This is a genomic window from Bernardetia sp. ABR2-2B (assembly GCF_037126435.1).
Lineage (GTDB): Bacteria > Bacteroidota > Bacteroidia > Cytophagales > Bernardetiaceae > Bernardetia.
Genome location: NZ_CP147020.1, coordinates 3,605,512 through 3,629,363 on the forward strand (window position 1 = coordinate 3,605,512; position 23,852 = coordinate 3,629,363).

Annotated in this window: 14 protein-coding genes; 7 read left to right on the plus strand and 7 right to left on the minus strand. The window is 32.2% G+C overall.

Features of this window, described 5'->3' with window-relative positions; translation table 11 throughout:
* Positions 1-13: 13 nt before the first annotated feature.
* The 4 genes from WAF17_RS15170 to WAF17_RS15185 all read left to right on the plus strand — a co-directional run bounded on the left by WAF17_RS15170 (position 14) and on the right by WAF17_RS15185 (position 7,488).
* Positions 14-4,363 carry a gliding motility-associated C-terminal domain-containing protein gene (locus tag WAF17_RS15170; RefSeq protein WP_338761270.1) on the plus strand — a complete coding sequence of 1,450 codons (4,350 nt, stop codon included), beginning with the start codon at positions 14-16 and terminating at the stop codon, positions 4,361-4,363.
* A gap of 33 nt (positions 4,364-4,396) precedes the next feature.
* Positions 4,397-5,746, plus strand: coding sequence for a flippase (locus WAF17_RS15175; protein ID WP_338761272.1), 1,350 nt, complete (start codon positions 4,397-4,399; stop codon positions 5,744-5,746).
* Between the two features lie 17 nt (positions 5,747-5,763).
* Entirely contained in the window at positions 5,764-6,741 is a 978-nt protein-coding gene (locus WAF17_RS15180) for a glycosyltransferase (RefSeq protein ID WP_338761274.1), read from the plus strand.
* Positions 6,742-6,822: 81 nt separating this feature from the next.
* On the plus strand, positions 6,823-7,488 hold the full coding sequence (locus WAF17_RS15185; protein ID WP_338761277.1) for a class I SAM-dependent methyltransferase: 666 nt from the start codon (positions 6,823-6,825) through the stop codon (positions 7,486-7,488).
* A 100-nt stretch (positions 7,489-7,588) separates the two neighbouring features.
* Here the strand turns inward: WAF17_RS15185 and WAF17_RS15190 are convergent, their stop codons facing one another.
* On the minus strand, positions 7,589-8,347 hold the full coding sequence (locus WAF17_RS15190) for a methyltransferase domain-containing protein (RefSeq protein WP_338761280.1): 759 nt from the start codon (positions 8,345-8,347) through the stop codon (positions 7,589-7,591).
* 81 nt (positions 8,348-8,428) lie between these two features.
* Between WAF17_RS15190 and WAF17_RS15195 the strand changes: the two genes are divergently transcribed.
* The 3 genes from WAF17_RS15195 to WAF17_RS15205 are packed head-to-tail and all read left to right on the plus strand — an operon-like array spanning position 8,429 to position 11,824.
* Positions 8,429-9,682 (plus strand): glycosyltransferase family 4 protein, encoded by a 1,254-nt coding sequence (locus WAF17_RS15195; protein WP_338761282.1) that lies wholly within the window; start codon positions 8,429-8,431, stop codon positions 9,680-9,682.
* Positions 9,683-9,701: 19 nt separating this feature from the next.
* Positions 9,702-10,535 carry a glycosyltransferase family 2 protein gene (locus WAF17_RS15200; RefSeq protein ID WP_338761284.1) on the plus strand — a complete coding sequence of 278 codons (834 nt, stop codon included), beginning with the start codon at positions 9,702-9,704 and terminating at the stop codon, positions 10,533-10,535.
* Between the two features lie 20 nt (positions 10,536-10,555).
* On the plus strand, positions 10,556-11,824 hold the full coding sequence (locus WAF17_RS15205) for a hypothetical protein (protein WP_338761288.1): 1,269 nt from the start codon (positions 10,556-10,558) through the stop codon (positions 11,822-11,824).
* A gap of 36 nt (positions 11,825-11,860) precedes the next feature.
* Here the strand turns inward: WAF17_RS15205 and WAF17_RS15210 are convergent, their stop codons facing one another.
* The 6 genes from WAF17_RS15210 to WAF17_RS15235 all read right to left on the minus strand — a co-directional run bounded on the left by WAF17_RS15210 (position 11,861) and on the right by WAF17_RS15235 (position 23,755).
* Positions 11,861-12,634, minus strand: coding sequence for a DUF6048 family protein (locus WAF17_RS15210; RefSeq protein ID WP_338761291.1), 774 nt, complete (start codon positions 12,632-12,634; stop codon positions 11,861-11,863).
* A gap of 16 nt (positions 12,635-12,650) precedes the next feature.
* On the minus strand, positions 12,651-13,178 hold the full coding sequence (locus tag WAF17_RS15215) for a hypothetical protein (RefSeq protein WP_338761294.1): 528 nt from the start codon (positions 13,176-13,178) through the stop codon (positions 12,651-12,653).
* 415 nt (positions 13,179-13,593) lie between these two features.
* Positions 13,594-16,032 (minus strand): polysaccharide biosynthesis tyrosine autokinase, encoded by a 2,439-nt coding sequence (locus tag WAF17_RS15220; protein WP_338761297.1) that lies wholly within the window; start codon positions 16,030-16,032, stop codon positions 13,594-13,596.
* A 328-nt stretch (positions 16,033-16,360) separates the two neighbouring features.
* A complete protein-coding gene (locus WAF17_RS15225; protein ID WP_338761300.1) occupies positions 16,361-20,248 on the minus strand; it encodes a two-component regulator propeller domain-containing protein in 3,888 nt (1,295 codons plus the stop codon).
* Between the two features lie 322 nt (positions 20,249-20,570).
* Complete coding sequence (locus WAF17_RS15230) at positions 20,571-22,790, minus strand: ATP-binding cassette domain-containing protein (protein WP_338761303.1); 2,220 nt, start codon at positions 22,788-22,790, stop codon at positions 20,571-20,573.
* A 203-nt stretch (positions 22,791-22,993) separates the two neighbouring features.
* Positions 22,994-23,755: a DUF4290 domain-containing protein gene (locus tag WAF17_RS15235; RefSeq protein WP_338761306.1), complete on the minus strand. Its 762-nt coding sequence runs from the start codon at positions 23,753-23,755 to the stop codon at positions 22,994-22,996.
* Between the last annotated feature and the right edge of the window lie 97 nt (positions 23,756-23,852).

Consider the following 23,852-nt stretch of genomic DNA (forward strand, 5'->3'; position numbering starts at 1 on the left):
TATGCTAATAGATATGAAAGCTTTATTCTTTACTTTACTTTTTTATAGTTTATTATTTCCCTTTTCTGATGTTTTTTCTCAATCTTTTCAAAATACGTATGGATTAACAGGAAATCAAGAGGGAATTGCATCAGTAGCTGTTGGAGATGGGTACGTAATCTTAGGAGATATACAAGCAGGAAGTAGAAAAGACTTATACCTTTCAAAAATAGATGAAAATGGAGAATTAGTTTGGCAACGTACATATGGGGATTCAAATACAGACGAAACATCATGGCATCTTCTCAAAACAAGTGATAATGGTTTTCTAATATCTGCATCAACTACAGCTAGTTTTAGTTCTGTTGATAGAGTATTATTTATTAAAACAGATAATAATGGAAACATTCAATGGCAAAAAACATACACCTACTCCAATTATGTAGCTCCTACCCATGCTTTAGAATTATCAAATGGGGAATATATGATAACAGGGTATTTTGCATTTGATTCAAATAGAAATAATAGAAGTGGCATGGTTATGCGAATTTCTGCGACAGGTACTATAATTTGGTGTAGAGGCTATCATAGGGGAGGATTTAATGATGATCAAATTAGTCAATATTTCATAGGAATTAGACAAATTCAGAATGGAAACTTTATCATACCAACAGCATATGGAGGTAATGGTTCTGGAACACCTAGTGGAAGATATGATAACTCTATTACTTGTATAGATGGAAGTGGAAATCAAGTTTGGGGAAAACGATTTGGAGCATCTGATAATGATGAGTTTAGAGTAATCTTGCCCATTTCTTCTACCGAAACCATAGTAGCAGGAAGTTATAGAAACACAGCTTCAGATTTAGAAATGGCTTTTTGTAAAGTACAACAAAACGGTACGATTACACAAAGGAAAAAGTTTGGCAGAAGTGGATTCGAAAGAGTTTTTTATGCAACAGCTACAGCAGATAGAAGTAAACTTTATTTTGTAGGCTACACTTCTTCTGTGGGAGGAGGAGACAGGGATATGTTAGTTTTATGTACTGATATAAATGGGAATTATCTTTGGAGCAAAGCATTTGGAGGAACAGGATTTGAAGAGGCTAGAAGTGTAGTGCTTACTAATGATGGAAATGGAATCGTAATTATTGGAAGAACAGCTAGTTTTGGAGCAGGACAAAATGATATTTATGCAGTAAAAATAGAGGATGATACAGATGTGCAGTGTAATCAAACTAACTTTACCGACCCTGTTGAAGATATTACAGGAACAATAAGTAATATTACATTTAATACAACCTCAATAACTTTAGGAAATGGAAATGCTTTAAACACAGGTTCTATTGCTTTAACTAAAAACTCTACATGTTGTACTGGTTCGGTAATTATTACAGGAACTACAACAATTTCATGTTCTGCACCTAGTACAACTCTTTCTACTTCAACAGGCTATACTTCATATTTATGGACTTTTCCTGATGGAACTACTTCTACAAACCGAGTGATTACCACCTCACAAGTAGGAGTACATTCTTTAAGAGCCACAAACACAAGTAATTGTGAGTTTTTTGCACAAACAACTGTAACTTCTTCAATTCCTACATCGCCTGATTTACTTCCTACTTCTTCCTCTTTACCGTGTGAAGGAACAACCACTTTATCAGCACCAAATGGCTACACTTCGTATTTATGGACATTGCCAAATGGAACAACTTTAACTACTCAAGATATTACAGCAAGTGCAACAGGAACGTATAGTTTGCAAGTTCAGAATGCAAGTGGTTGTACTTTTACCGACCAAACTGATGTCGTTATAGATGATACAACACCAACAGGATTAGATTTACTTCCTACTTCTTCCTCTTTACCGTGTGAAGGAACAACCACTTTATCAGCACCAAACGGTTATACTTCCTATTTATGGACATTACCGAACGGAACAACTTTAACTACTCAAGATATTACAGCAAGTGCAACAGGAACGTATAGTTTGCAAGTTCAGAATGCAAGTGGTTGTACTTTTACCGACCAAACTGATGTCGTTATAGATGATACAACACCAACAGGATTAGATTTACTTCCTACTTCTTCCTCTTTACCGTGTGAAGGAACAACCACTTTATCAGCACCAAACGGTTATACTTCCTATTTATGGACATTACCGAACGGAACAACTTTAACTACTCAAGATATTACAGCAAGTGAATTAGGAACGTATAGTTTGCAAGTTCAGAATGCAAGTGGTTGTACTTTTACCGACCAAACTGATGTCGTTATAGATGATACAACACCAACAGGATTAGATTTACTTCCTACTTCTTCCTCTTTACTGTGTGGAGGAACGACCACTTTATCAGCACCAAACGGTTATACTTCCTATTTATGGACATTACCGAACGGAACAACTTTAACTACTCAAGATATTACAGCAAGTGAATTAGGAACGTATAGTTTGCAAGTTCAGAATGCAAGTGGTTGTACTTTTACCGACCAAACTGATGTCGTTATAGATGATACAACACCAACAGGATTAGATTTACTTCCTACTTCTTCCTCTTTACTGTGTGGAGGAACGATAACTTTATCAGCACCAAATGGCTACACTTCCTATTTATGGACATTGCCAAATGGAACAACTTTAACTACTCAAGATATTACAGCAAGTGCAACAGGAACGTATAGTTTGCAAGTTCAGAATGCAAGTGGTTGTACTTTTACCGACCAAACTGATGTCGTTATAGATGATACAACACCAACAGGATTAGATTTACTTCCTACTTCTTCCTCTTTACTGTGTGGAGGAACGATAACTTTATCAGCACCAAATGGCTACACTTCGTATTTATGGACATTGCCAAATGGAACAACTTTAACTACTCAAGATATTACAGCAAGTGCAGCAGGAACCTATAGTTTGCAAGTTCAGAATGCAAGTGGTTGTACTTTTACCGACCAAACTGATGTTGTTATAGATGATACAACACCAACAGGATTAGATTTACTTCCTACTTCTTCCTCTTTACCGTGTGGAGGAACGACAACTTTATCAGCACCAAATGGCTACACTTCGTATTTATGGACATTGCCAAATGGAACAACTTTAACTACTCAAGATATTACAGCAAGTGCAGCAGGAACCTATAGTTTGCAAGTTCAGAATGCAAGTGGTTGTACTTTTACCGACCAAACTGATGTTGTTATAGATGATACAACACCAACAGGATTAGATTTACTTCCTACTTCTTCCTCTTTACCGTGTGGAGGAACGACAACTTTATCAGCACCAAATGGCTACACTTCGTATTTATGGACATTGCCAAATGGAACAACTTTAACTACTCAAGATATTACAGCAAGTGCAACAGGAACGTATAGTTTGCAAGTTCAGAATGCAAGTGGTTGTACTTTTACCGACCAAACTGATGTTGTTATAGATGATACAACACCAACAGGATTAGATTTACTTCCTACTTCTTCCTCTTTACCGTGTGGAGGAACGACAACTTTATCAGCACCAAATGGCTACACTTCGTATTTATGGACATTGCCAAATGGAACAACTTTAACTACTCAAGATATTACAGCAAGTGCAACAGGAACGTATAGTTTGCAAGTTCAGAATGCAAGTGGTTGTACTTTTACCGACCAAACTGATGTTGTTATAGATGATACAACACCAACAGGATTAGATTTACTTCCTACTTCTTCCTCTTTACCGTGTGGAGGAACGACAACTTTATCAGCACCAAATGGCTACACTTCGTATTTATGGACATTGCCAAATGGAACAACTTCTACAAACGAATCCATCTCTACAACTTTAGAAGGTATTTATATAATTGAAGTTCAGAATGCAAATGGTTGTAGATTTATGGATTCTTTAAATGTTCAGTTTGTAGAAGTAGAAAAAGAGTTAATTCAAGATAGTTTTGAATTAAAATGTATCAATCAGTCAGTTGAGTTATCATTAGTGGAAAACTTTGCTGAATATTTATGGATATTTCCAAATGGAGAAACTTCTACTGAAAAAATAATTATGACAAATCAAGAAGGTGTTTACAAAATAATTGTAGTCGATGAGTTTGGTTGTCAGTTTGAAGATACGACAGAAGTAAAAGCAATCAATCCAACACTCACAGAAGAAGATGTAACAAACATAATTACTCCAAATGCTGATGGATTTAATGATACGTTTGTGTTTCCTACTGATAATGCTAAGTTGTCTATTTATTCTCGTTGGGAGGAAAAAGTGTATCAATCTGATAACTACCAGCATAATTGGAATGCTGATAACTTGCCTAGTGGAATGTATTTTGTAATTGCTTATGACCCTTGTTCAGATAGTGAAGTAAGGCTATGGATTCATGTGATAAAAGACTAAAACCAAAGTAAAGGAAAATTCTAAATTCAATAAATGCCTAAAATTTTTGATAAAACACACTTTCTAAAATATGCCAAAAATACCAACTGGCTGATTATAGAAAAAATACTTCAGATTATTTCTGGGTTTTTTGTAGGACTGTATGTTGCTCGTTATTTGGGGGCAGAACGTTTTGGAGTGCTTAATTATGCTCAAAGTGCAGTTGTTTTATTTAATACCCTTGCTTTTTTAGGAATTACAGAAGTCATCACTAGAGAACTAATAACGGATTTTAAACTTCAACAAAGAATATTAGGAACTGCTCTAATCCTTCGCCTTTTTGGTGGAGGGTTATTTTTGCTTTCTATGTTATCTTATATTTTTTTTTATGAGCAAGATATCGAAACTCGCTGGATAATTGGAATTATTTCCTTTGGGTATTTCTTCAATTCCTTTGATATTGTAGTTTATTATTTTCAAGCAAAAGTAATTTCAGATAGAAAAGTAAAAGCCTTTTTAATTTCGCTTTCTACTGGTGCAATGCTCAAATTACTGTTTATTTATCTTGAGCTTCCTTTAATTTATTTTGCTGTCGCTTTGGCTGCCGAAAATATAATTTTAGTCATTGGTTTACTTATCGGTTATCAACTAGAGTCAAAAGATATTTTCAAATGGAAATTTGATAAAACAGTTGCTCAACGGCTCATTCTGACAGCTTTACCCCTTCTTATCAGTAATGGACTAATGAGTATTTATATGCGAATAGACCAATTGATGATAGAAAAAATACTTCAAGATGATGCGCTGAATGGCTATTATGCTGCTGCTGTTCGGCTTAGTGAAATGTGGTATTTTGTTCCCCTTTCTGTTTGTGCTTCTGTTTTTCCTGCTATTCTACACGCAAAAGCAAGTGATGAAAAACGCTATCAGATACGCCTACAACAACTTTTTGATGGTTTGGGTTGGTTTGCTATTTTGGTAGCTTTGTTTTGTTTTTTGTTTAGTGATTGGATAATTCTACTGGCTTATGGAAAAGAATATGCTCCTTCTGCTGATATTCTGACAATTCATATTATAGGAGGGTTTTTTGTATCTATTGGTGCTGTGAGTGGAAAGTGGATTTATGCCGAAAAACTAGAAAAAATTGTCTTTTTTAGAACGCTTCTAGGAGCAATTATGAATATTATTCTGAACTGGTATTTTTTGCCTATCTATGGAATAAAAGGTGCAGCTTGGGCAACTGTCATTTCTTATTTGTTGGTTTATACGATTAGTAATTTATTCCATAAAAAATTAATTCAGCTTGTTCTTTTTCAAATTCGTATTTTTACATTTCCTTTCCGAATAAATCAATTCATACAAACTTATTTGGAGGAAAAAAAGAAAAAACAAGAGAAAAAATAGAATCAAATTAGAAAAAAATGCCTACAAAAGTGCTTGTCGTAGTGGTGGTTTATAATGGAATGCCTTTACTTTCAGAATGTGTAGAAAGTATAGAAAAAAGCAGTAGAGAAGAATCTTGTAAAGTAGATTTGTTTGTTGTCGATAATGCTTCAAGTGATGAGTCTAAAGTTTATTTAGAAAAAAATACATCAAAAATACATCAACTTATTTTCTTAGATAAAAATGTAGGGTTCGGAAAAGGAAATAATTTGGGAATGAAATACGCTTTAGAAAATGGCTATGATTTTGTCTTTTTATTGAATCAAGATGCTTGGTTTACTGAAAATTCTATTCCTGTTTTGGTAGAAAAAGCCATTCAAAATCCTGAATATGGAATTTTGTCGCCTTTACAAGTCAATACAGAAGGAAATTATTTTGACCCAAATCATTATTTACATTTAAAAGAAGTTTTGCCAAATTTAGAAAATAATCCTCATCAAGATTTTGCCAAAATAGCTGATAAAATAACGGAAAGTAATTTGATAGAACTTCCTTTTACTAATGCAGCAGCTTGGCTGATTTCAAAACAATGTTTGAATAAAATAGGAGGATTTGACCCTCTTTTTTTCTTGTATGGAGAAGATAATGATTTGAATAATAGACGAACTTTTCATCAATTAAAAATGGGAGTTGTTACAAATAGCATCGTTCATCACGCTCGTTATAAAGGACATACACAACAAAAAAAGTCGTTTTCAGAACGAAAAAAGCAACTTACGACTCGCTTTTATTCCGACCAAATAGCATTTTTCAAAAACATCAATTATTCATTCGAAAATAGAAAAGCAAAAAGTTTTTCTCATACAGCCAAAAGAGCTTTAAGGCACTTACAAAAAAATAAAATGGCAGAGTTTTGGGCAGAATGGAATGCTTACTTTCGTATCTTAAAAAACCTAGAGGTTATCAAAAAACAACGATTAATTTGTCAAGAAGAAGCTCCTCATTTTTTAGAATAATTAAACTGTGTTCAGTTCCCCAAAACTAAACAAAATGCTTTCTCAAAAGCGTGATTAATAGACCTTACAAACTCATTAAAAATGAACAATAAAAAAGTAAAAAACGTAAAAGCCTACACAGGTACACGTCCAGATATTATAAAACAGCTTTCTACACCCAAAAAAGTATTAGATGTAGGTTGTAATGAGGGTGCATTGGGCGAATCTATAAAATCACTTTTTTCAGAAAGTCATGTAACAGGAATTGATTATAATTCGGAAGCCATAGAAATAGCCAAAAATAGATTGGATGAAGCCTATACAATTGACTTAGAAAATGAAAACGCCTTGCCTAATTTTTTAGAAAATAAAGAATTTGATACTATTATTTGTGCAGATGTTTTGGAACATATTCGTTTTCCTTGGAAAGTTGTCGAAGAGCTTTATAATCATCTTTCTGAAAACGGGAAAATTATTATTTCTCTGCCTAATTTTGGTTTTTGGGAATCTTTTTTTCATTTGCTCAATCAAAAATTACCAATGAGAGATAGAGGAATTTATGATGATACACACCTTCGTTTTTTTATGCGTAAAAATCTGCCTTCTCTTGCTCCAAAAAATGCAACATTCAAAATTGCAGCACGAAATTACCGTTTGAAAGAAACAGGAAAAACACCGTTAGATGGAATCTTTATTCCAGTTTTGAATAAATTACCTCTTTTTAGAGATTTGATTACTTTTCAGTTTATTATTACGATTGAGAAGTAAATTTTACTGGTGCAAGATTCTATCTTGTATCCATTTATTTTGTCAGCATATGCTGACGAAAAAAAGCATCCAAGCATATGCTTGAACGATAAGTAACTACTTATTTAGTTGCACAAAATAAAATATCTTCATCTAATAATCCATATTTAAACTGCTGCTCCGAATTGAAATTTTTTGAGCTAAATTGCTCTACTTCAAACCCTACATTTTTTATTTTAGCATCAAAATCAGTTCCGTACATACGCACATGGTCAGTTTGTCCGAAGGCTTTTAGGCGTTCTTCTGGAGAAGTAAGCGACCAGTCTTCATACGTTTTTTCTAATTTTTGGTCAAGAGGAACTAACAAAATAGCTTTTCCATTTGGTTTCAAAACTCTATAAATTTCTTCTAAGGCTTTTGTATCATCTGGAATATGTTCCAAAACGTGTGAGCAAAGCACTAAATCAAATGAATTATCTTTTTCTGGCAAGGCTGTCAAATCATAATTTTTAGTGATTTTTGGATATTGATAACCCTCTTCAAATTTATCACACGGTGTATAATCGATTATATTTTTTTTATCTAATTCTATCAAACGACGAAAAAGGGCAGGTTCGGGAGCAACATGCAAAACCTTTAACTTTCCTTCTTTACTATTTTTACTTTGCAATAAATTTTCTTGTTCTAAAAAAAGCCATGTCAAACGATGCCTTTCCAAAGAGCTACAAATCGGGCAATAGGCATTCGAACGAGCGACAGTTCCGTAAGGAAAAAACGTAACTAAATTATTCTGACAACAAGGACAAAAAACATAATTTCCTTTGAGGGTCTTTTTTAAAATAAATTCTTTTACTGATTTGGGAAGCCATTTAGTTGCCATAAAATTGTATAAAGTCTGAATGAAATAAATGTAGAGTTAAGATTAACTTTGTAGATTTGTAGGCAAAAATACTCTAAAAAAATGAAACTACTTTTTCTTTCGCATTATGGAGAACTACTTGGCGCAAATCGTTCCTTGCTTAGTTTATTAAAAGGCTTAAAAAATCATACTTCTAAAAACATAAAATCTTTTGTTGTTGTGGCTGGGGAAGGAGAGTTTACAGAAGAGTTAAAAAAAAATGACATTGAATTTGAGATTATTCCTTTTTTACTCAATATGCAAGTTATTTCTCCTAAAGAAAAAGGGTTTAAAAAAATATTTCGCTCCCTGTTTTTTAAATATTCTGCTGTTCAATCAAAAGTAAAAAATGAAAAAGCTATTTTGAAAATTTTGAAATGGGTAGAGCAAAAAAATATTGATGTTGTTCATTCGAATGCCTCTGTTTTTGATGTTGGGCAGTTTCTAGCAAATGCTTTACGTGTGCCACATATTCAGCATTTTAGAGAGTTTGGAGATAAGGATTATTTTCTTGTTCCTTATACGTCGTGGCAAAATATTCGTCAAGAATGGCAAAAATTAGATGCTAAAATAGTGATTTCAAAAGCTATTCAGAACCATCACTTTCCAACTCAAGAAAGTAGGAAAGATAAAAAAGGAAAACTAAATACATTTTTGATTTATAATGGAATTTTTGAAAAATCAGTTTTTGAAGAATTAAAAAAGCGATTTGAACAGGAACAAAATAATCCTCAAACAGAAACAAATAAACCTTTTATATTTACCATCTTAGGACTTCTTCACCCAGCAAAAGGACAAGCAGAAGCCATAAAAGCATTTGCAGAAATACAGAAAAAATATCCAAATACGGTTTTGCAGCTTATCGGAAAATCAAATTTTAAAGGTTATCAAGAAGAGTTAGAAAGTTTGGTAAAAGAATATTCTTTAGAAGAAAAAGTAATTTTTGAAGGTTACATTTCAAATCCTATTACAAAACTTTTGGAAAGTGATGTTCTTTTGATGTGTTCGACAGCCGAAGGAATGGGAAGAGTAACAATTGAAGGAATGGCGTGTGGTTGTGTTTTGATAGGAAAAAATAGTGGTGCAACAGGCGAACTTATTGAACACAAACAAACAGGCTTTTTATATAATTCTGACTATAAAAACTTAGCAAAACAAATGGCTTTTGTTTTAGAAAATCAAGAGCTTTGTAATGAAATAAGGCAAAATGCGTTTGAGTTTGTGAAAGAAAATTTTAGTACAGAAAGTTATGTTTCGAAAGTAATAGAAGCCTATCATACCGTAGCTGACAGTTTGCAACTGTCAGAAAAAAAGTAGTTTGAAAAAAATAAAATGTATGAAAAAAATCAAATTCTCTACCCTCACAATAGCGACTGTTTGCTACAATGCAGCCGAAGAGCTTGAAAAAACTATTCAAAATGTAGCTCGGCAAACCTATCCAAATATTGAATATATTATCATTGATGGAAACTCAAAAGACAATACTTTAGAGGTTATAAAGAAATATGAAGAGAATATTTCAAACTATATAAGTGAAAAAGACAATGGAATTTATGATGCCATGAACAAAGCTATTCAAATAGCAAAAGGCGATTATATTCTCTTTATGAATGCTGGAGATACTTTTATAGATGATATAATTGTAGAAGAAATTTTCACAGAGTTATATCAAAATTTTGATTTTAAAACGAATTTTCCAGACTTAATTTATGGAGATTATACAGTAATTAATCAAACCTTTTCAGAAACTGTAAAAGCAGAATCTTTGAAAAAACCGTGGAGAGGAATGAAGTTTTGTCATCAAAGTATGCTTTTAAGAACAAGTTTAGCCAAAAAACAGCTTTTTTCTGGCAATTATATTACATCTGATTTTGAGCAGGTGTATGAGCTTTATAAAAAAGGTATTTCATTTTATTATTTCCCAAGACCAATAGCCAATTTTAAAACAGATGGGTTAAGCAGTAAAAATAAAATCAAAGTGCGTTTCGAATCTAAAGAAATTGTAAAAAAGCACGACAAAAGTGTTAAAACAGCTTTCTCATTTTGGAAACTTATCCTTTGGACGTATTTTGTAGAAATATTGCGTAATATTTTACCAACTTCTTTTTTTGAGAAAATGGAAAAAACAAAAACTCAAATTTTGGGAGGAAGGAAGCAGATAAAAGAGTAATTTTATCAAAAACAATAATCATGAAAACAAATTCTATCCACACAAAAATCATTTTTCTTAGCTTATTTTTTTTAAGTTATCTATTTATCTCAAACTCTGCTTTTAGTCAAAAAACGTTGAATGATTATTTTAATGGTTTACAGACTTCATACACTCAAAAAAAGTATGATTCAATGCTCTATTATGCTAAGGTTTTGGATACACTTCGCCCAAATCATCCAACAGTTCTCAATTATTTAGCTCTGTCATATTCATTAAATAAAGATTCAAAACAAACTGAAAAAACACTTCAAAAATTAGCTCTCATTAATGCTGATACTTCTATTTTGAATAATGAAGAACTTATTAGTTCGCTCAAAAAATCTCAACTCAAACGACTTCAAAAACTTTGGGACAAACAAAATGAAAAAGTAGAAAATAGCAAAAAAAACTTATTACTATCAGCTAGGCATATTGAAGGAATTACTTTTATAGAGGAAAAGATAATTGCTTTTGCTTGTGTCAATAAACCTGCTATCGGATTTTTAGAAGGAAAAGATACTTCTTATATAGAAATGAAAATGCCTGTAATGAATCTTTTTTATGTAAAAGAAACTCAAAAATTATGGGGAGTAACCAGCGAAATGCAAAATTCGTCGCTTTACAAAGAAGAAAACAAAGGAAAAGCAACCATTTTTTGTATGGACGGAAATACAAACGAAGTGCTTTTTGAATACGAACTTTCAGATTCTTTAGACCATGTCTTGGGAGAAATAAAGCAGGGAAAAGATGGAAAAATGTATTGTACAGATAGCCAAAATCCGATTATTTATGTTTGGAATGAAGAAACTCAAAAACTAGATGTAAAATGGACAAATCCAAAATGGCGTTCACTTCAAGGAATTACTTTTTCAGATGATGGAAAATGGGCTTTTGTAGCAGATTATTCTTCTACTATTTATCAAATCAATATTCAAACAGGAAAACTGACAGCTTTAGAAGCTCCAAAAGGCTTTTCATTCAAAACTACTGACGGACTTTATCTCTATAAAAACAAACTTATTACAATTCAAAATGGAACAGTTCCGATGCGAATTTCAAGTTTTGAGCTAGATATGGAAAAGCAAAAAGTAACAGAAGGAAAAGTTTTGGAACAAGGAAATAGTCATTTGGGAGAACCTACAAATGGCGTTTTGGTAGGAAATAAATTTTTATATATCGCTAATAGCCAATGGGGAAATTATGACAGAGAAAACAAACCAAAAGAAGACTGGAAACCTGTTGTTATTTTGGAAATAGAAATTGAATGAAAATAAGCTCTCTTTGTAAATGAAAGAGACTAAATTCTAAAACTCATAACTCAAAAAGTAACTAAAACCAAGATTGACAGGTTTATCATTTTGTCCAAAACCTGCAATAGTTGTTGGCTTGGCAAATACATCGTTTGGTTGAGAGATTCGCATACGAATTCTGAAAAGGTAACTCATATACAAATGTGATAAAAAACCTTTTCTTGCCAAATTTACTTTCATTCCAGCATTTATTTCTGCCCAGCTAAAGGTCATATTATCTTCGGCTACTTGCCTAGAATAACGAATACGGTCATTATCAACAGCTTCCAAATCCCAATAACGGTCATCAATATCATAATTTAGTTGATGCGAAAAACCAGCAAAACCATACTTTGCACCCAAAACGATTGCTTCTCTATCCAAAAGACGATGCAAAACGTTATATTCTACTCCTATTCTTCCAAAATAACCTGTGTTTTTATACTCAAAAGAGTTTGGAATTTCTTTAAAAGATTGTGCATCACCATAGCCTCCTTCTACAACTGCAAACCAAACATTATTAAATGTAATCTCTGCGTTTCCATTAAAACGCAAAATATTTGGATTACGAGCATTATTTAATAAAGACCATATATCAACCCCTACACGAAATGAAATAGGTGTATAAACTACTGGTGGTTTGGGTTCTTTTTTCTTTTTTACGATTGTTTGCGTAGTATCATTAGTTGTCGTTAATTGTGCAAAAACCGTATTTACTTCAAAAAATAAAACAAATAATAATAGCGTAAAAGTAATCTTTCTTATGATTTTAAAAGTTCTTTTTTTCATTTTAGTATGTATTCAATTATTCAATAATTTTCAAGTGTGGTAAAGGATTATCACTATTGAGTTCTTTTAAGTCTGTTCTCAAAACCTCTACATTGCTAAATGTATGATAAATGACTTTCATATCCGTAATGGCTTCATCATAACCACAATCTGGAGGCAAAACTTCTACATCTACTTCATAACTCATCATTAATGTATCTTGAATAGTATCACGAACTGAGTTCTGAGTAACATATTTATAAAAAACAAACATCGTTGTATCTGCACGACTAAAAATAGGCAATTCGAAAACAGTTGCTGTTGTATCTTCTAAAGAATTAGGCATTTCTGTATTGGTACGAGTAAAAACACCTACAATTTTATTAAATGTCTTTTCTGTTGCTTTATCATTAGCATCATAGAAAGAAACGGCTGCAAACTGTACATTATCACTTATAAAAGTACAGTTTTCACAACTAGAAAGTAGGAAAGGAAGGCAAATAACAGCACTATATAAAAATCGTAAGACGTACCTAGAGAAATAGGTAGAACAAAAATTTAGCATAAAATCAAGTTTAGAATAATTTGTAGCCACAAAAGTAACAAAGAGTTTGCTAACTCTATCTAAACTAAAACTCTAATTTTGAATTTTTATGGAAATTAAAGATGTTTTGTTTTGTCTCTACTAGATAACCGATTCTTTTTTTATCTAAAGTTTACTCTAAAATTAATTCAAAAAAAGTGTCTTTGTAGCTATTTTTTGCAAAAATAATATATAATGAAAAAAAAAAATACTTTTTGGGCAATACTCATATTATTATTTTCTACCAATTATGTATTTGGGCAGATACAATTGGGACAAAGTTTTGTTGATAATGATGTTTACGAGATAGTTAAGGTTTCTCTATCCGTTAATGGAAATCATTTAGCCGTTGGAAAAAAGAAAAGAGTGGTATAATTTTACGAGTGATTTAATATGTTTATTTTTTTATTTTCTTTGCAATTCTTTTCCACCAAGGCAAATCAGCATCACTTACTTCATAATATCCATATCCTCCATAAGAGCCATAACCATAAACTCCTACAGATTGTGTCTTTACATCATTAAAAATAATACCTACATTATGCAGCATTTGCTCATTATATATACGCTCTAAACCTTTTAGTTTTTCTATCGGTGTTCTATCCTGACGCACAACATATACTGTAGCATTAGCATATTTTCCCAAAATTAGCGCATCACTTACCAAACCCAAAGGAGGAGTATCTATTATGATATAATCATAATTCTTTTTCAAATCTTTTATAAGTTCATCCATTGATTCTCCCATCAAAAGTTCTGCTGGATTAGGAGGAACTGCCCCTGAATAAATAACATCTAAGTTTTCAATAGAAGTAGCTTGAACTACTTCATCTAAGCTCTTACTTCCTATTAAATAAGTGCTAAGTCCATCTTTACTATACTGTTCATTAGGCATAGGAACGTACATTTGTGGCTTCCTCATATCAGCAACAATCAAAACTGTACGTTTTCCTGTTAGAGCCATAGAAATAGATATATTTGCAGAACAAAAAGATTTTCCTTCTCCTGATATAGATGAGCTAATCATTAAGGTACTTGTTTTATCTATACGACCAATCAAAAATAATAGATTGGAACGAATAGAGCGAAAAGCCTCTGCAAGTGCTGATTTTGGCTGTGTATTTATGAGAGGAGTGCTATTTCCTCGTTTTTTCTTTTTAGAGTGCATTACTACTCCTAAAATAGGAACACTAGAAATACTCTTTACTTCATCTAAGGTTTCAATGGTACTTCTAAAGTAGTTTCTAACATAAACAAGTGCTATTGGAAAGAGTAAACCCAGTAAAATAGCTATCGTATAATTCTGCTTTGCATTAGGAGAAATTGCTCCATAATTAAATGGAGGTTCTAGAATTTGACTATCTTCTCTAGTGGCAGCTTGTGCTATACTAGCTTCCATACGTTTGTTGAGTAGTAGAATATAAATTTCTTCATTTATTGAATAAAGACGGTTGATATTTAAAAGTTTACGCTCTATACTAGGTAAAGTATTCATTTGCTTGTCTAATAAATTAAGACGGCTTCTTATATCTTCAAATGCTATCTTATTATTCAACTTTGTATTATTGAGGTGTTCTAATAATGACTCTCTTACTTTATCAATTTCAATATTAGTTTCTACTAGAAAAGGATTTTTTGCGCTTCCCTTTTCTAAAAATATTTCCCTTTGTATCTGTAAATCAACTAATCTTCCAATTAAAGAAGATGTGATTCCATCTTCAACACCTACAGCAGCAGGAGGTGTAACTCCTTTATAATTATCACTTTCTTTTATATAAGCTACTAAATAATCTAAATATTTTTCCTGCAATATCAATTCTCTGTTTGTCTCTTCTAGCTCAACGTATTGTTCTAGGTTTCTACCTACGGCATCTTCTCCTACTACAAACTTATTATCAGATTTGAAGTTCTGTATTTTATTTTCTATTAAGAACAAAGAATCCCTAATTTGAGAAAGTTGTTCATCTATAAAATTAATCGTACGAACAGCTTCTAAGTTCTTGTCTTCCAAGCCATAAGCAATATATTCTTGCATCACAGTTGTAATAAAATCTTTTGCTCTTGCAGGTACAGATGAAACTATATTGAGACGAATTAGAGAGGCATCTTCGTCAGTATAAGCAGAAAGACGTCCTAAAAAGCCTCTAGCTAAAGAAGATGGGTTTGTGAAACGAAAGCCATAAATAATCCCATCTACTAAATTTTTATTTAATACTTTAAAAGTCGTACTACTTTCAGAAATAGTTTCTCCAAATTGATAAGACCGTGCATTATCCCACTCTTCGCTTGAGTTTATTAGAAAAAAACTTTTATCATCTTTATATTTTATCTTGTAGTTTGGAAGTTCTCTTAGATTACTATCTGCGTCAATATTTATCATCACTTCGAATGAGGCATTTTTGACAGGATAAATTTCAGTAGTGCGAATATTACCTTCTTGATAATAATATACACGCATATCCATTTTTTCACATACTCGTTTTATAAAAGGATAAGAACGTATAAATTTAATTTCAGAAGATAAGCGTTTGTTACCCCCAAACATATCTTTTGAATAAAGTAAAGCTACAGGAGAAGATGATTTTCTATTGTCTTTCACTTGAATAGCTGCCCCTATTGTATAGATAGGAGTAGCATAATATGTTTTCCACCAAGCAATAGAAACTGCTATACCAATGCAGAATAAAATAAAAAGTTTATTTCTCCAAAGTGTATAAATGATTTTTTTGGGGCTAAAAGCATCATTGTCAGGCTTTGTTAATGAAGCTTGATTACCTTTTGCTTGACCGTTTTGATTACCACTAGTAGTAGTGATTACATCTTGTTGAATATCCAATTTATAAAGAAATTTGCTTTAAATTCATTTGATTAATACTTTCTACTTTCTTTAAAAGAAGTAAGTAATTGCAAAAATACGCATTTTTGGTAGAAGCAAGAATATTATAATGCTGATTTTATATAAAAAGTTTTTATATAGTATTATCAAAACATACTATTTCATTACTCAAGAGCAAATTATTACTGAAGGAGGTACTAATAGAGAGGAAATTTACTATTTTTTACTGACAATTGATATAGCACGTATATTTTAAAATAATATTCAAAAGATAACTGCTTTCAAATAATTTTTGTTTTTTGAAAGAACCAATTTTATAATATCTATATTACATTTTAAGACCAATGAGTGTTATATCATCACGCTGTTCTTCTTCTCCCATATGAGTCCGCATTTCTTCTAATAATACTTCTTTTTGATCATGTAAAGGCATTCCTGTGAAAGAAGCTAATACTTTTTTGAAACGTAGTGTTCCATATTTTATGCGGTCGAAATCATTTTGATCAACATAACCATCAGTAGTGAGATAAAGAATATCGCCAGGGTGAAGTAACAGCTGACGTTGCTCATATTCTGCATCTGTTTTTTGTCTTCCTCCAATAGATTTTCTACTTCCTTTTACTTCTATAAGTTTGTCGTTTTTCAAGATAAATAAAGGTCTTTTTGCGCCTGAAAAATTCACTACACGCATATTGAGTTCATCAGCATCTTCAATTACGCACAAACATATATCCATTCCATCTAAGTTTTGATAATCTTCTTGATGCAGTGCTTCCCAAATACCTTGGTTTAGATTTTCTAATATTTGTGCTGGTTCTGTTATATTTTGTAAGGTAACAATTTCATTCAAAATTGTATTACCTATCATAGACATAAATGCACCTGGAACACCATGTCCAGTACAATCAACAACAGCTACAAATGTTTTATTTCCTGTACGAACAGACCAATAAAAATCTCCTGAAACTACTGCTTGAGGCTTGAATATAATAAAGTGGTCTTCAAAATTTCTAATAAAATCTTGAGGATCAGGAAGGATAGCATGTTGAATAGTTTCGCCATAACGAATACTATCCATAATAGCTTGATTTTTTGTTTTGATAAGATCATTTGCTCCCTCTAATTGCGTATAAGTACGAGCATTATCCAAGGCAATTGAAATATAAGAAGCCAAAGTACGTAATATAGTAAGGTCATTCCTAGAATAAGCATTCGTAGTATGACTTTGAACTGTTAATACACCTACAATTTTACCTTCTAAGAGCAAAGGCAAATAAATAATAGATTGATACATATCTCCCACTCTATCTAAAGAAACTTCATTAATATATTGGGTATGTTCTTTTGCAAAATCATTAATGATAATGTCTTCATTACGAGTAAGACAAATTACTGAGAGTTTGTTTTCATCAGTAATATCGTCATAACTATCAGGGATACGCTCACCATTCTCAATAAATCCTCTAAAATCTATTCGTTCTTTTTCTGCATTGTAAATACCAATACCGAAGGCTGTTGCATCAGTAAGTTCGTTTACGTACTCATAAACAGCACTAATAACACTATCTAAATCAAGAATAGAAGTAATTTTTTGTCCAATTTCACTAAGAACACGAATATTACTATACGAACGCTCAATTTCTGTTTTTTGATTTTCTAGTAGAACATTTTGCTGACCAATCTCAGCAGTTCTTTCACCTACTAAACGCTCTAATGTATCATTTTGACGCTTTACAGCATTCATTCTATTTTTATAAAAACTAAATGAAAGACCTAATATAGAAAGAGTTGCAATAGTCAGGAACCACCATGATTTCCACCAAGGCGGAAGGACTTTTATTTTGATAGATATTTCCTCATTATTTTCTATGCCATCACTATTGGAAGCCTTTACTTTGAATATGTAATTTCCTGCTGGAAGGTTACTATAAGTAGCAAAACGACGATTTCCGACTTCGTTCCATTCTTTATCAAAACCTTCCAAAATATAAGAATAATTTGTTTTTTCAGGTCTTCTATAATTAATGGCAGCAAACTCAAAAGTAACTACTCTATCCTCATAGGTTAGTGTCATTTCCTTTGTTTGAGAAATATCAACCGTCAATGGCGATTCTGGATTACCCAAACTCTTTATTCCTACCGAGCGATTAAGAATTTTGAAATCCGTCATCACAACAGGAGGAACATAAATACTAGGTCTGATATCTTTTGGATAAAAGGCATTCAAGCCTTGTATACCTCCAAAAAACATTTCTCCATCTTCAGCTTTAAAAAATGCTCCTGAATTAAACTCACTACTTTGTAACCCATCTTTGGGGTTGTAATTCGTCATTCTTTTAGAATCGTCTATACTTTCATCTCCTAGAAGACGCATAAGTCCAAAGTTTGTACTTATCCAAAGGTTATCTTTTTCATCAATTAGAATACCGTAAATAGCATAATTGGCAAGTTCATTTCTCTCTCCCCAATGCTCAAACTCACCCGTTTTACGATTCATTAGATTAAGACCATTTGTTGTTCCCACCCAAAAATTACCCTTGGAGTCTTCTGCAATAGCTCTTATTGTATTGTGACTAACTGATTTTAGATTTTCAGGGTCATTCTTATAGTATTTATAATCTATGGGAGTGTTATTTTCATCTCTAATTACTTTAATTAAACCTTCATTAGAACCAAGCCAAAGTATACCATTATTATCTTCATATGTAGTCCAAATAGCAGCATCGGAAAGAATTTTTTGCCCTTCATATCCAAATTTATGTCTATCTGATGGGATCATTTTATAAAGACCTCCAAAAGTTCCTATCCAAATAGTACCTTGTTTATCTTGCAGGGTACTTATAATTTGATTCCTAATTGTAGTTGAATCATCTCTATTAGATACTAAACTAACAAATTTAGCTCCTTCTTTTTCAGAGAAGTTCAAGAGGCGAGATATACTTAATCCAGTAACTACCCAAAGCTCTCCTTCCTTCGTCTGTAATAGGTCTCCAACACTTCGTTGTACTAGATCCGTATTCTTATCTCCAGATTTGATATGTGAATATTTTGGAATAGTTCCACTTCTATCTATACGTGAAAGTCCTTCATCAGTTCCTACCCACAGAATATCTTGATAGTCTTTCAGAACAGACCAAACATTTCTATGGGGGAGAGAGTTGTTATTTCCTACCTCATGATAATAATACTCAAATTGACTGGTAAGAGGGTCATATTTTATAGCTCCTAAATTACGAGATGATACCCATATAATATTTCCCTTAGTTCTAATAATAGCAGGCATAGAACCTAAATCATCTAGTGAAGTTCTATAACGAATAAGTTCTTTGGAGTTAATATCTAATTTATAAACATAATCACTTCCAGCTCCCCAAAGAATACCATCAGTACCCTCTGTAAGAGATTGTAGTGCGTACGGTCTTCCTTGATAACGAAATCTATCAAACCCATCTATATTTGGATTGTAACGATTAAATCCCCCTTCTCCAGCTAACCAAACATCTCCAACCCTGCTAATCATTATATTACTGCTCCCAAAGCCATAATAACTTGTACTATCTCCTCTTGTTAGTCTGTATAGCTTTTTATCTCCAGTTGTTAAATTCCATTTATTAATACCTGCTCTATTTGTTCCTATCCATAAGTTATTATTAGTATCCACAGCTAAAGCAGTAATATCATTACTCCCTAACATGACACTATCTTCGTCAGTAGCAGTATAGTTAGTAAAAGAGTGATTATTATAGTCGTATTTACTCAGTCCATTTGTAGTTCCTAACCAAATAAAACCTTCTTTATCTTCTGTGATTGCATTGACCTCATTATCCACAAGGGTATTTTTTTCATCTTCTTTTTTATAAAATGACTTAAAAGTTTGTGTTTTTGTATCAAAGATTGAAACTCCTGCAATTGTACCTATCCAAATGTTATGATTGGTGTCTTCATAAATAGCTTTAACTTGATTATCTATAATAGAAAGGGAATCTTCTCTATTATGACGGAATATAGTAACATCATAAGCATTATAACGATTAAGTCCATCATCTGTACCTATCCATATATATCCTTCACTGTCTTGAATCATAGCATTTACACTATTTTGAGACAGTCCTTGTTCGATAGCAAGTTGTTCTACTCTTAGTTTGGGAAGTTTTAGTTGTTCATTGTCTTGAGCAAATGCAAAATTAATACTACCTACTACAAAAAGTAAGAGCATTATATGTATAAAGAAACTTCTAAGAAAGTTATTTGTTATCTTGTATTGCATTTAATAGCTGTCTTTAATTAATAAATTACTATTACTTATCTAGTCTGTGTCGTTTGGTTTTATTATGAACCTTGCTATCTATATAATTGACAACAATAGATTCTAATTTTCAAGGTTACTCAAAAATACAATAAAAAATTAAATTATTCGACTATTTAGTAATGTTAATTATTATTTCTACTAATTTATGAGGACATAATCCTATGAAATTAATAAACGATATTGGTTTTGGGTTAGTATAAAGTTACTAATTTTTTATAAATCATAACTTTTACTTTTCAAATATACCAGCAATCAAATCATCAAAGTATTCGTCTTTCAAAAGTTCATTGAAAGTACCCTCTTTAATTATTGTTCCGTCTCTCATAAGATAAATCTTATCCATTTTTTCTAATAGAATAGGGTCATGACTGGCTGCAAAAATAGACCAAGGGTATTTATTTTTTTGTAATATCTTGTCTAATACTCTGCGTTTGTAGCTTCCTTCTAAGTTATAGAAAAAATCATCAAAAACAATTAAATTTGGATGAGTAAGCATACTTCTAGCAAAAACTATTTTCTTTTGAAAGGTAGAAGAAAATCCTTGTCCAGAAGGTAACATATGTGTCTGTAATCCATCTTTAAGCGATTGAATATCATCAATTAGTTCTACTATCTCCAAAACGTGATTAAGATATTCCATGTTAAAACCTTCTCTTCCGACCGTAATATTTTCTAAAAGAGTTCCCTCAAAAATATCTTCATGAGATAAATTATCCCCGATATAATCTTGTAAATTCTTGATATTCAAATCTCGTAGAGTGAATCCATTGAAAGTAATATGTCCTTTATATTCGTCATAAAGTCCTGTCATTATTTTCATTAGTGTTGATTTTCCTGCCCCCTCATTTCCAATAATCCCGACATATTCTTGAGGCTTTATTTCCAAATCTACATTTTTCAGTGTTGGTTTGTTACTTTCTGGATAGCTATAAGAAACTCCGTGTGCTTTGATATGGAATCCTTTTCTATTAAAGTTATCAAAAGTATTTGTTTTTTCTAGTTTCAAGTCAGTTACATTTCCTATTTTTTCTACGGCTGTAAGTGTATCATAAATTGTATCCAAATTCAGAATCATTTTTTCAACAGCTGTAATAACTGAAATAATTACGATTTCAGAAGCTACAAATTGTCCTAAAGTAATATTTCTTTCAATAACTAAAAGGCTACCCAAAATCAAAACGCCACCAGTAATGACAGTTTTAAAGGCTACAAATGCAGAATATTGAATAATCAAGATACGGAAATGAGATTTCCTTTTATATAAATATCCTGTAAGTAACTTTTGCATTTTCTTTAATGGAAGAAGCGTATTTCCTGCGATTTTGAAAACACTCTGATTTCTTCCCAGTTCCTCTAGCCAATAAGCAACTTTATACTTATACTTTGATTCATACAAACTTGTATCTAAACCTGCTTTTCCTGTAAAATAAAATATAAGCCCCAAGACAGCGACTAAAAATAAACCAAAAAAGACAAAAAATTCATGATAAAAAGCTAAAAGAGCTAGTCCAAACAAGACTTGTAAGAGTGCCGTAATTACACTAGTAAGTAGTTTTGCTAATCCTTTTTGAAGCGTAAGAATATCAAAAAAGCGATTTGCAAGTTCTGGTGCATATTGTTTTAAAATAGATTCTAAACGAATACGAGGGATTCGATAAGCAAACTCAAAAGCTGCACGTGTAAAAAGCCGTTGTTGTAAAGTCTCCACAATACTCATCTGCATAATCTGCATAATTCCACTTATAAGCGTTCCTGCCACAACAAAAGCAATCAAAACAACAACAGAATTGATGATAAGTCCTCCTGAAATAAGCCCAATAATTGCTTGAACACCTAATGGCAAGGTCAGACTGAGCAAACCTACAATCATTGCATAAATGTAGGTATAAGAAATATCACGCTTTTCGGTCATAAGTAAATGCCAAAGACGTTGTCCTGGCGTACGATTTTCTCTTTTCTCATCTTCGTTAGGTGTAGCAATAGGGTCAATGAGCATTGGCACAAGACAATAAATAGTATTGGGCTGACACAACTCGCTATCTCCATACAAATCAGCTTTACAAGCAAGTTTACTTATAAGTTCATTGTGGTCAGTAATATCATTTTCTTTCCAACTTTCGTCGTCCTCTTGCATAATATGGATAGTATCCTTTTTTCCATGCCATGCCAAAATAGGACTTGCATTTCCTTCAACAGACTGGAAAAGAACCAAAGGAAGAGCAGTAACAGAAAGAACTTCATCTAGCTCTTCTCTTGATATTTCCTTTTCAATAAAATGCAAATGCGCCTCACGCCCAACGTCTTGTAAGTGTCCGACCCATTGACGCATCTCTCTTCTACTAGAAATACCTTCTGATGTTGCAACAGGAGAAAATTTATAGTGCGCTTCATCTGGTTTCCAACGTTTTATAATCTGAAAAACAATATTTCGGGCGATTTCGTACTGCATAAGTGGTAATTTCTTTTGACTATTTAGAAGACTAAAACCTAGACTACATAATTATTGACTTTTTCTTGCCAACAGTATCAACTAATAAAAATGAAAAAGGTTTACTAACTTTTGTGATAGTTTTACTTTTAAAGTTATTTAAAACAAAATCACTATTTGAACTAAAAATTGTATAGTGATTTTGCTTTGTAAGCCATTGAAGCTTACTTTCTTCTTTTCTTGTTTCTTCTATTTTTCTTTCCACCCTGATTTCTTCTCCTATTACTTGCGTTGTTTGAAGCACGAGATGAATTAGAACTACGGTTAGAGCGTGAACGGCTATTACTAGAAGAGCTTTGTCTTTGAGGTCGTTGTCTTGGTGCGTTCCCAAGTTCAAAAAGATTATCATCTTTAATCACTTCTATATCAATATCTATTTTCCCACCCGAAAGACGTTTGATGTCTTTCAAAATTACCTCATCTTCTACACTATCTCTATTCCAAGTCAGATAAAAAGATTTCATTAGCTTTCCAATGTCAGCAACAGCATCGATAATGTCTTGTTCATCTTCTAATTCAGCTGCTTTTGCAATTACTAATTCGACATTTCTACCATAATGACGATATTTTACAGGCTCTTGAGAGTAGCCAATATGTTCAGGTTTTTTGGTGCGCTCTTCTTCTGTTTGTGGCAAAAATTCATTATTAAACTCAATTTCTCCATCAGCCATAATATATAAATGATCCCAAATTCGATGTATATTATCACTGTTTTCTCTAACACTTGGGTTGAGTTGTTTCATTAAGTTGATAAGCGTTTCAGCTGCACGAGTACGTTCCTCAACATCTTCAATGGTTTTGAGATGGCGTACCATGTTTTGCATATTTCTTCCATACTCTTTCAAGACAAGAGCATCTCTTTGTGTATTATAATCTAAATTTTTGAGCTTGACCGAACCTTGGTCTGAATTTTCTATCTGTTCCAATTCTATATTTAATTTATATGTTTTTTAGACTTTTTTCTAGTTGAGAGAATTTCACAAAAGACTTGAGGAGTATTCAATTTTTTTCTTGTGTAAAATT

What these genes read in the sequence shown, in the direction of transcription:
- WAF17_RS15170 (WP_338761270.1), top strand. Translation starts at nt 14, where the DNA reads ATGAAAGCTTTATTCTTTACTTTACTTTTTTATAGTTTATTATTTCCC.
- WAF17_RS15175 (WP_338761272.1), top strand. Translation starts at nt 4,397, where the DNA reads ATGCCTAAAATTTTTGATAAAACACACTTTCTAAAATATGCCAAAAAT.
- WAF17_RS15180 (WP_338761274.1), top strand. Translation starts at nt 5,764, where the DNA reads ATGCCTACAAAAGTGCTTGTCGTAGTGGTGGTTTATAATGGAATGCCT.
- WAF17_RS15185 (WP_338761277.1), top strand. Translation starts at nt 6,823, where the DNA reads ATGAACAATAAAAAAGTAAAAAACGTAAAAGCCTACACAGGTACACGT.
- WAF17_RS15190 (WP_338761280.1), bottom strand. Translation starts at nt 8,347, where the DNA reads ATGGCAACTAAATGGCTTCCCAAATCAGTAAAAGAATTTATTTTAAAA.
- WAF17_RS15195 (WP_338761282.1), top strand. Translation starts at nt 8,429, where the DNA reads ATGAAACTACTTTTTCTTTCGCATTATGGAGAACTACTTGGCGCAAAT.
- WAF17_RS15200 (WP_338761284.1), top strand. Translation starts at nt 9,702, where the DNA reads ATGAAAAAAATCAAATTCTCTACCCTCACAATAGCGACTGTTTGCTAC.
- WAF17_RS15205 (WP_338761288.1), top strand. Translation starts at nt 10,556, where the DNA reads ATGAAAACAAATTCTATCCACACAAAAATCATTTTTCTTAGCTTATTT.
- WAF17_RS15210 (WP_338761291.1), bottom strand. Translation starts at nt 12,634, where the DNA reads ATGAAAAAAAGAACTTTTAAAATCATAAGAAAGATTACTTTTACGCTA.
- WAF17_RS15215 (WP_338761294.1), bottom strand. Translation starts at nt 13,178, where the DNA reads ATGCTAAATTTTTGTTCTACCTATTTCTCTAGGTACGTCTTACGATTT.
- WAF17_RS15225 (WP_338761300.1), bottom strand. Translation starts at nt 20,248, where the DNA reads ATGCTCTTACTTTTTGTAGTAGGTAGTATTAATTTTGCATTTGCTCAA.
- WAF17_RS15230 (WP_338761303.1), bottom strand. Translation starts at nt 22,790, where the DNA reads ATGCAGTACGAAATCGCCCGAAATATTGTTTTTCAGATTATAAAACGT.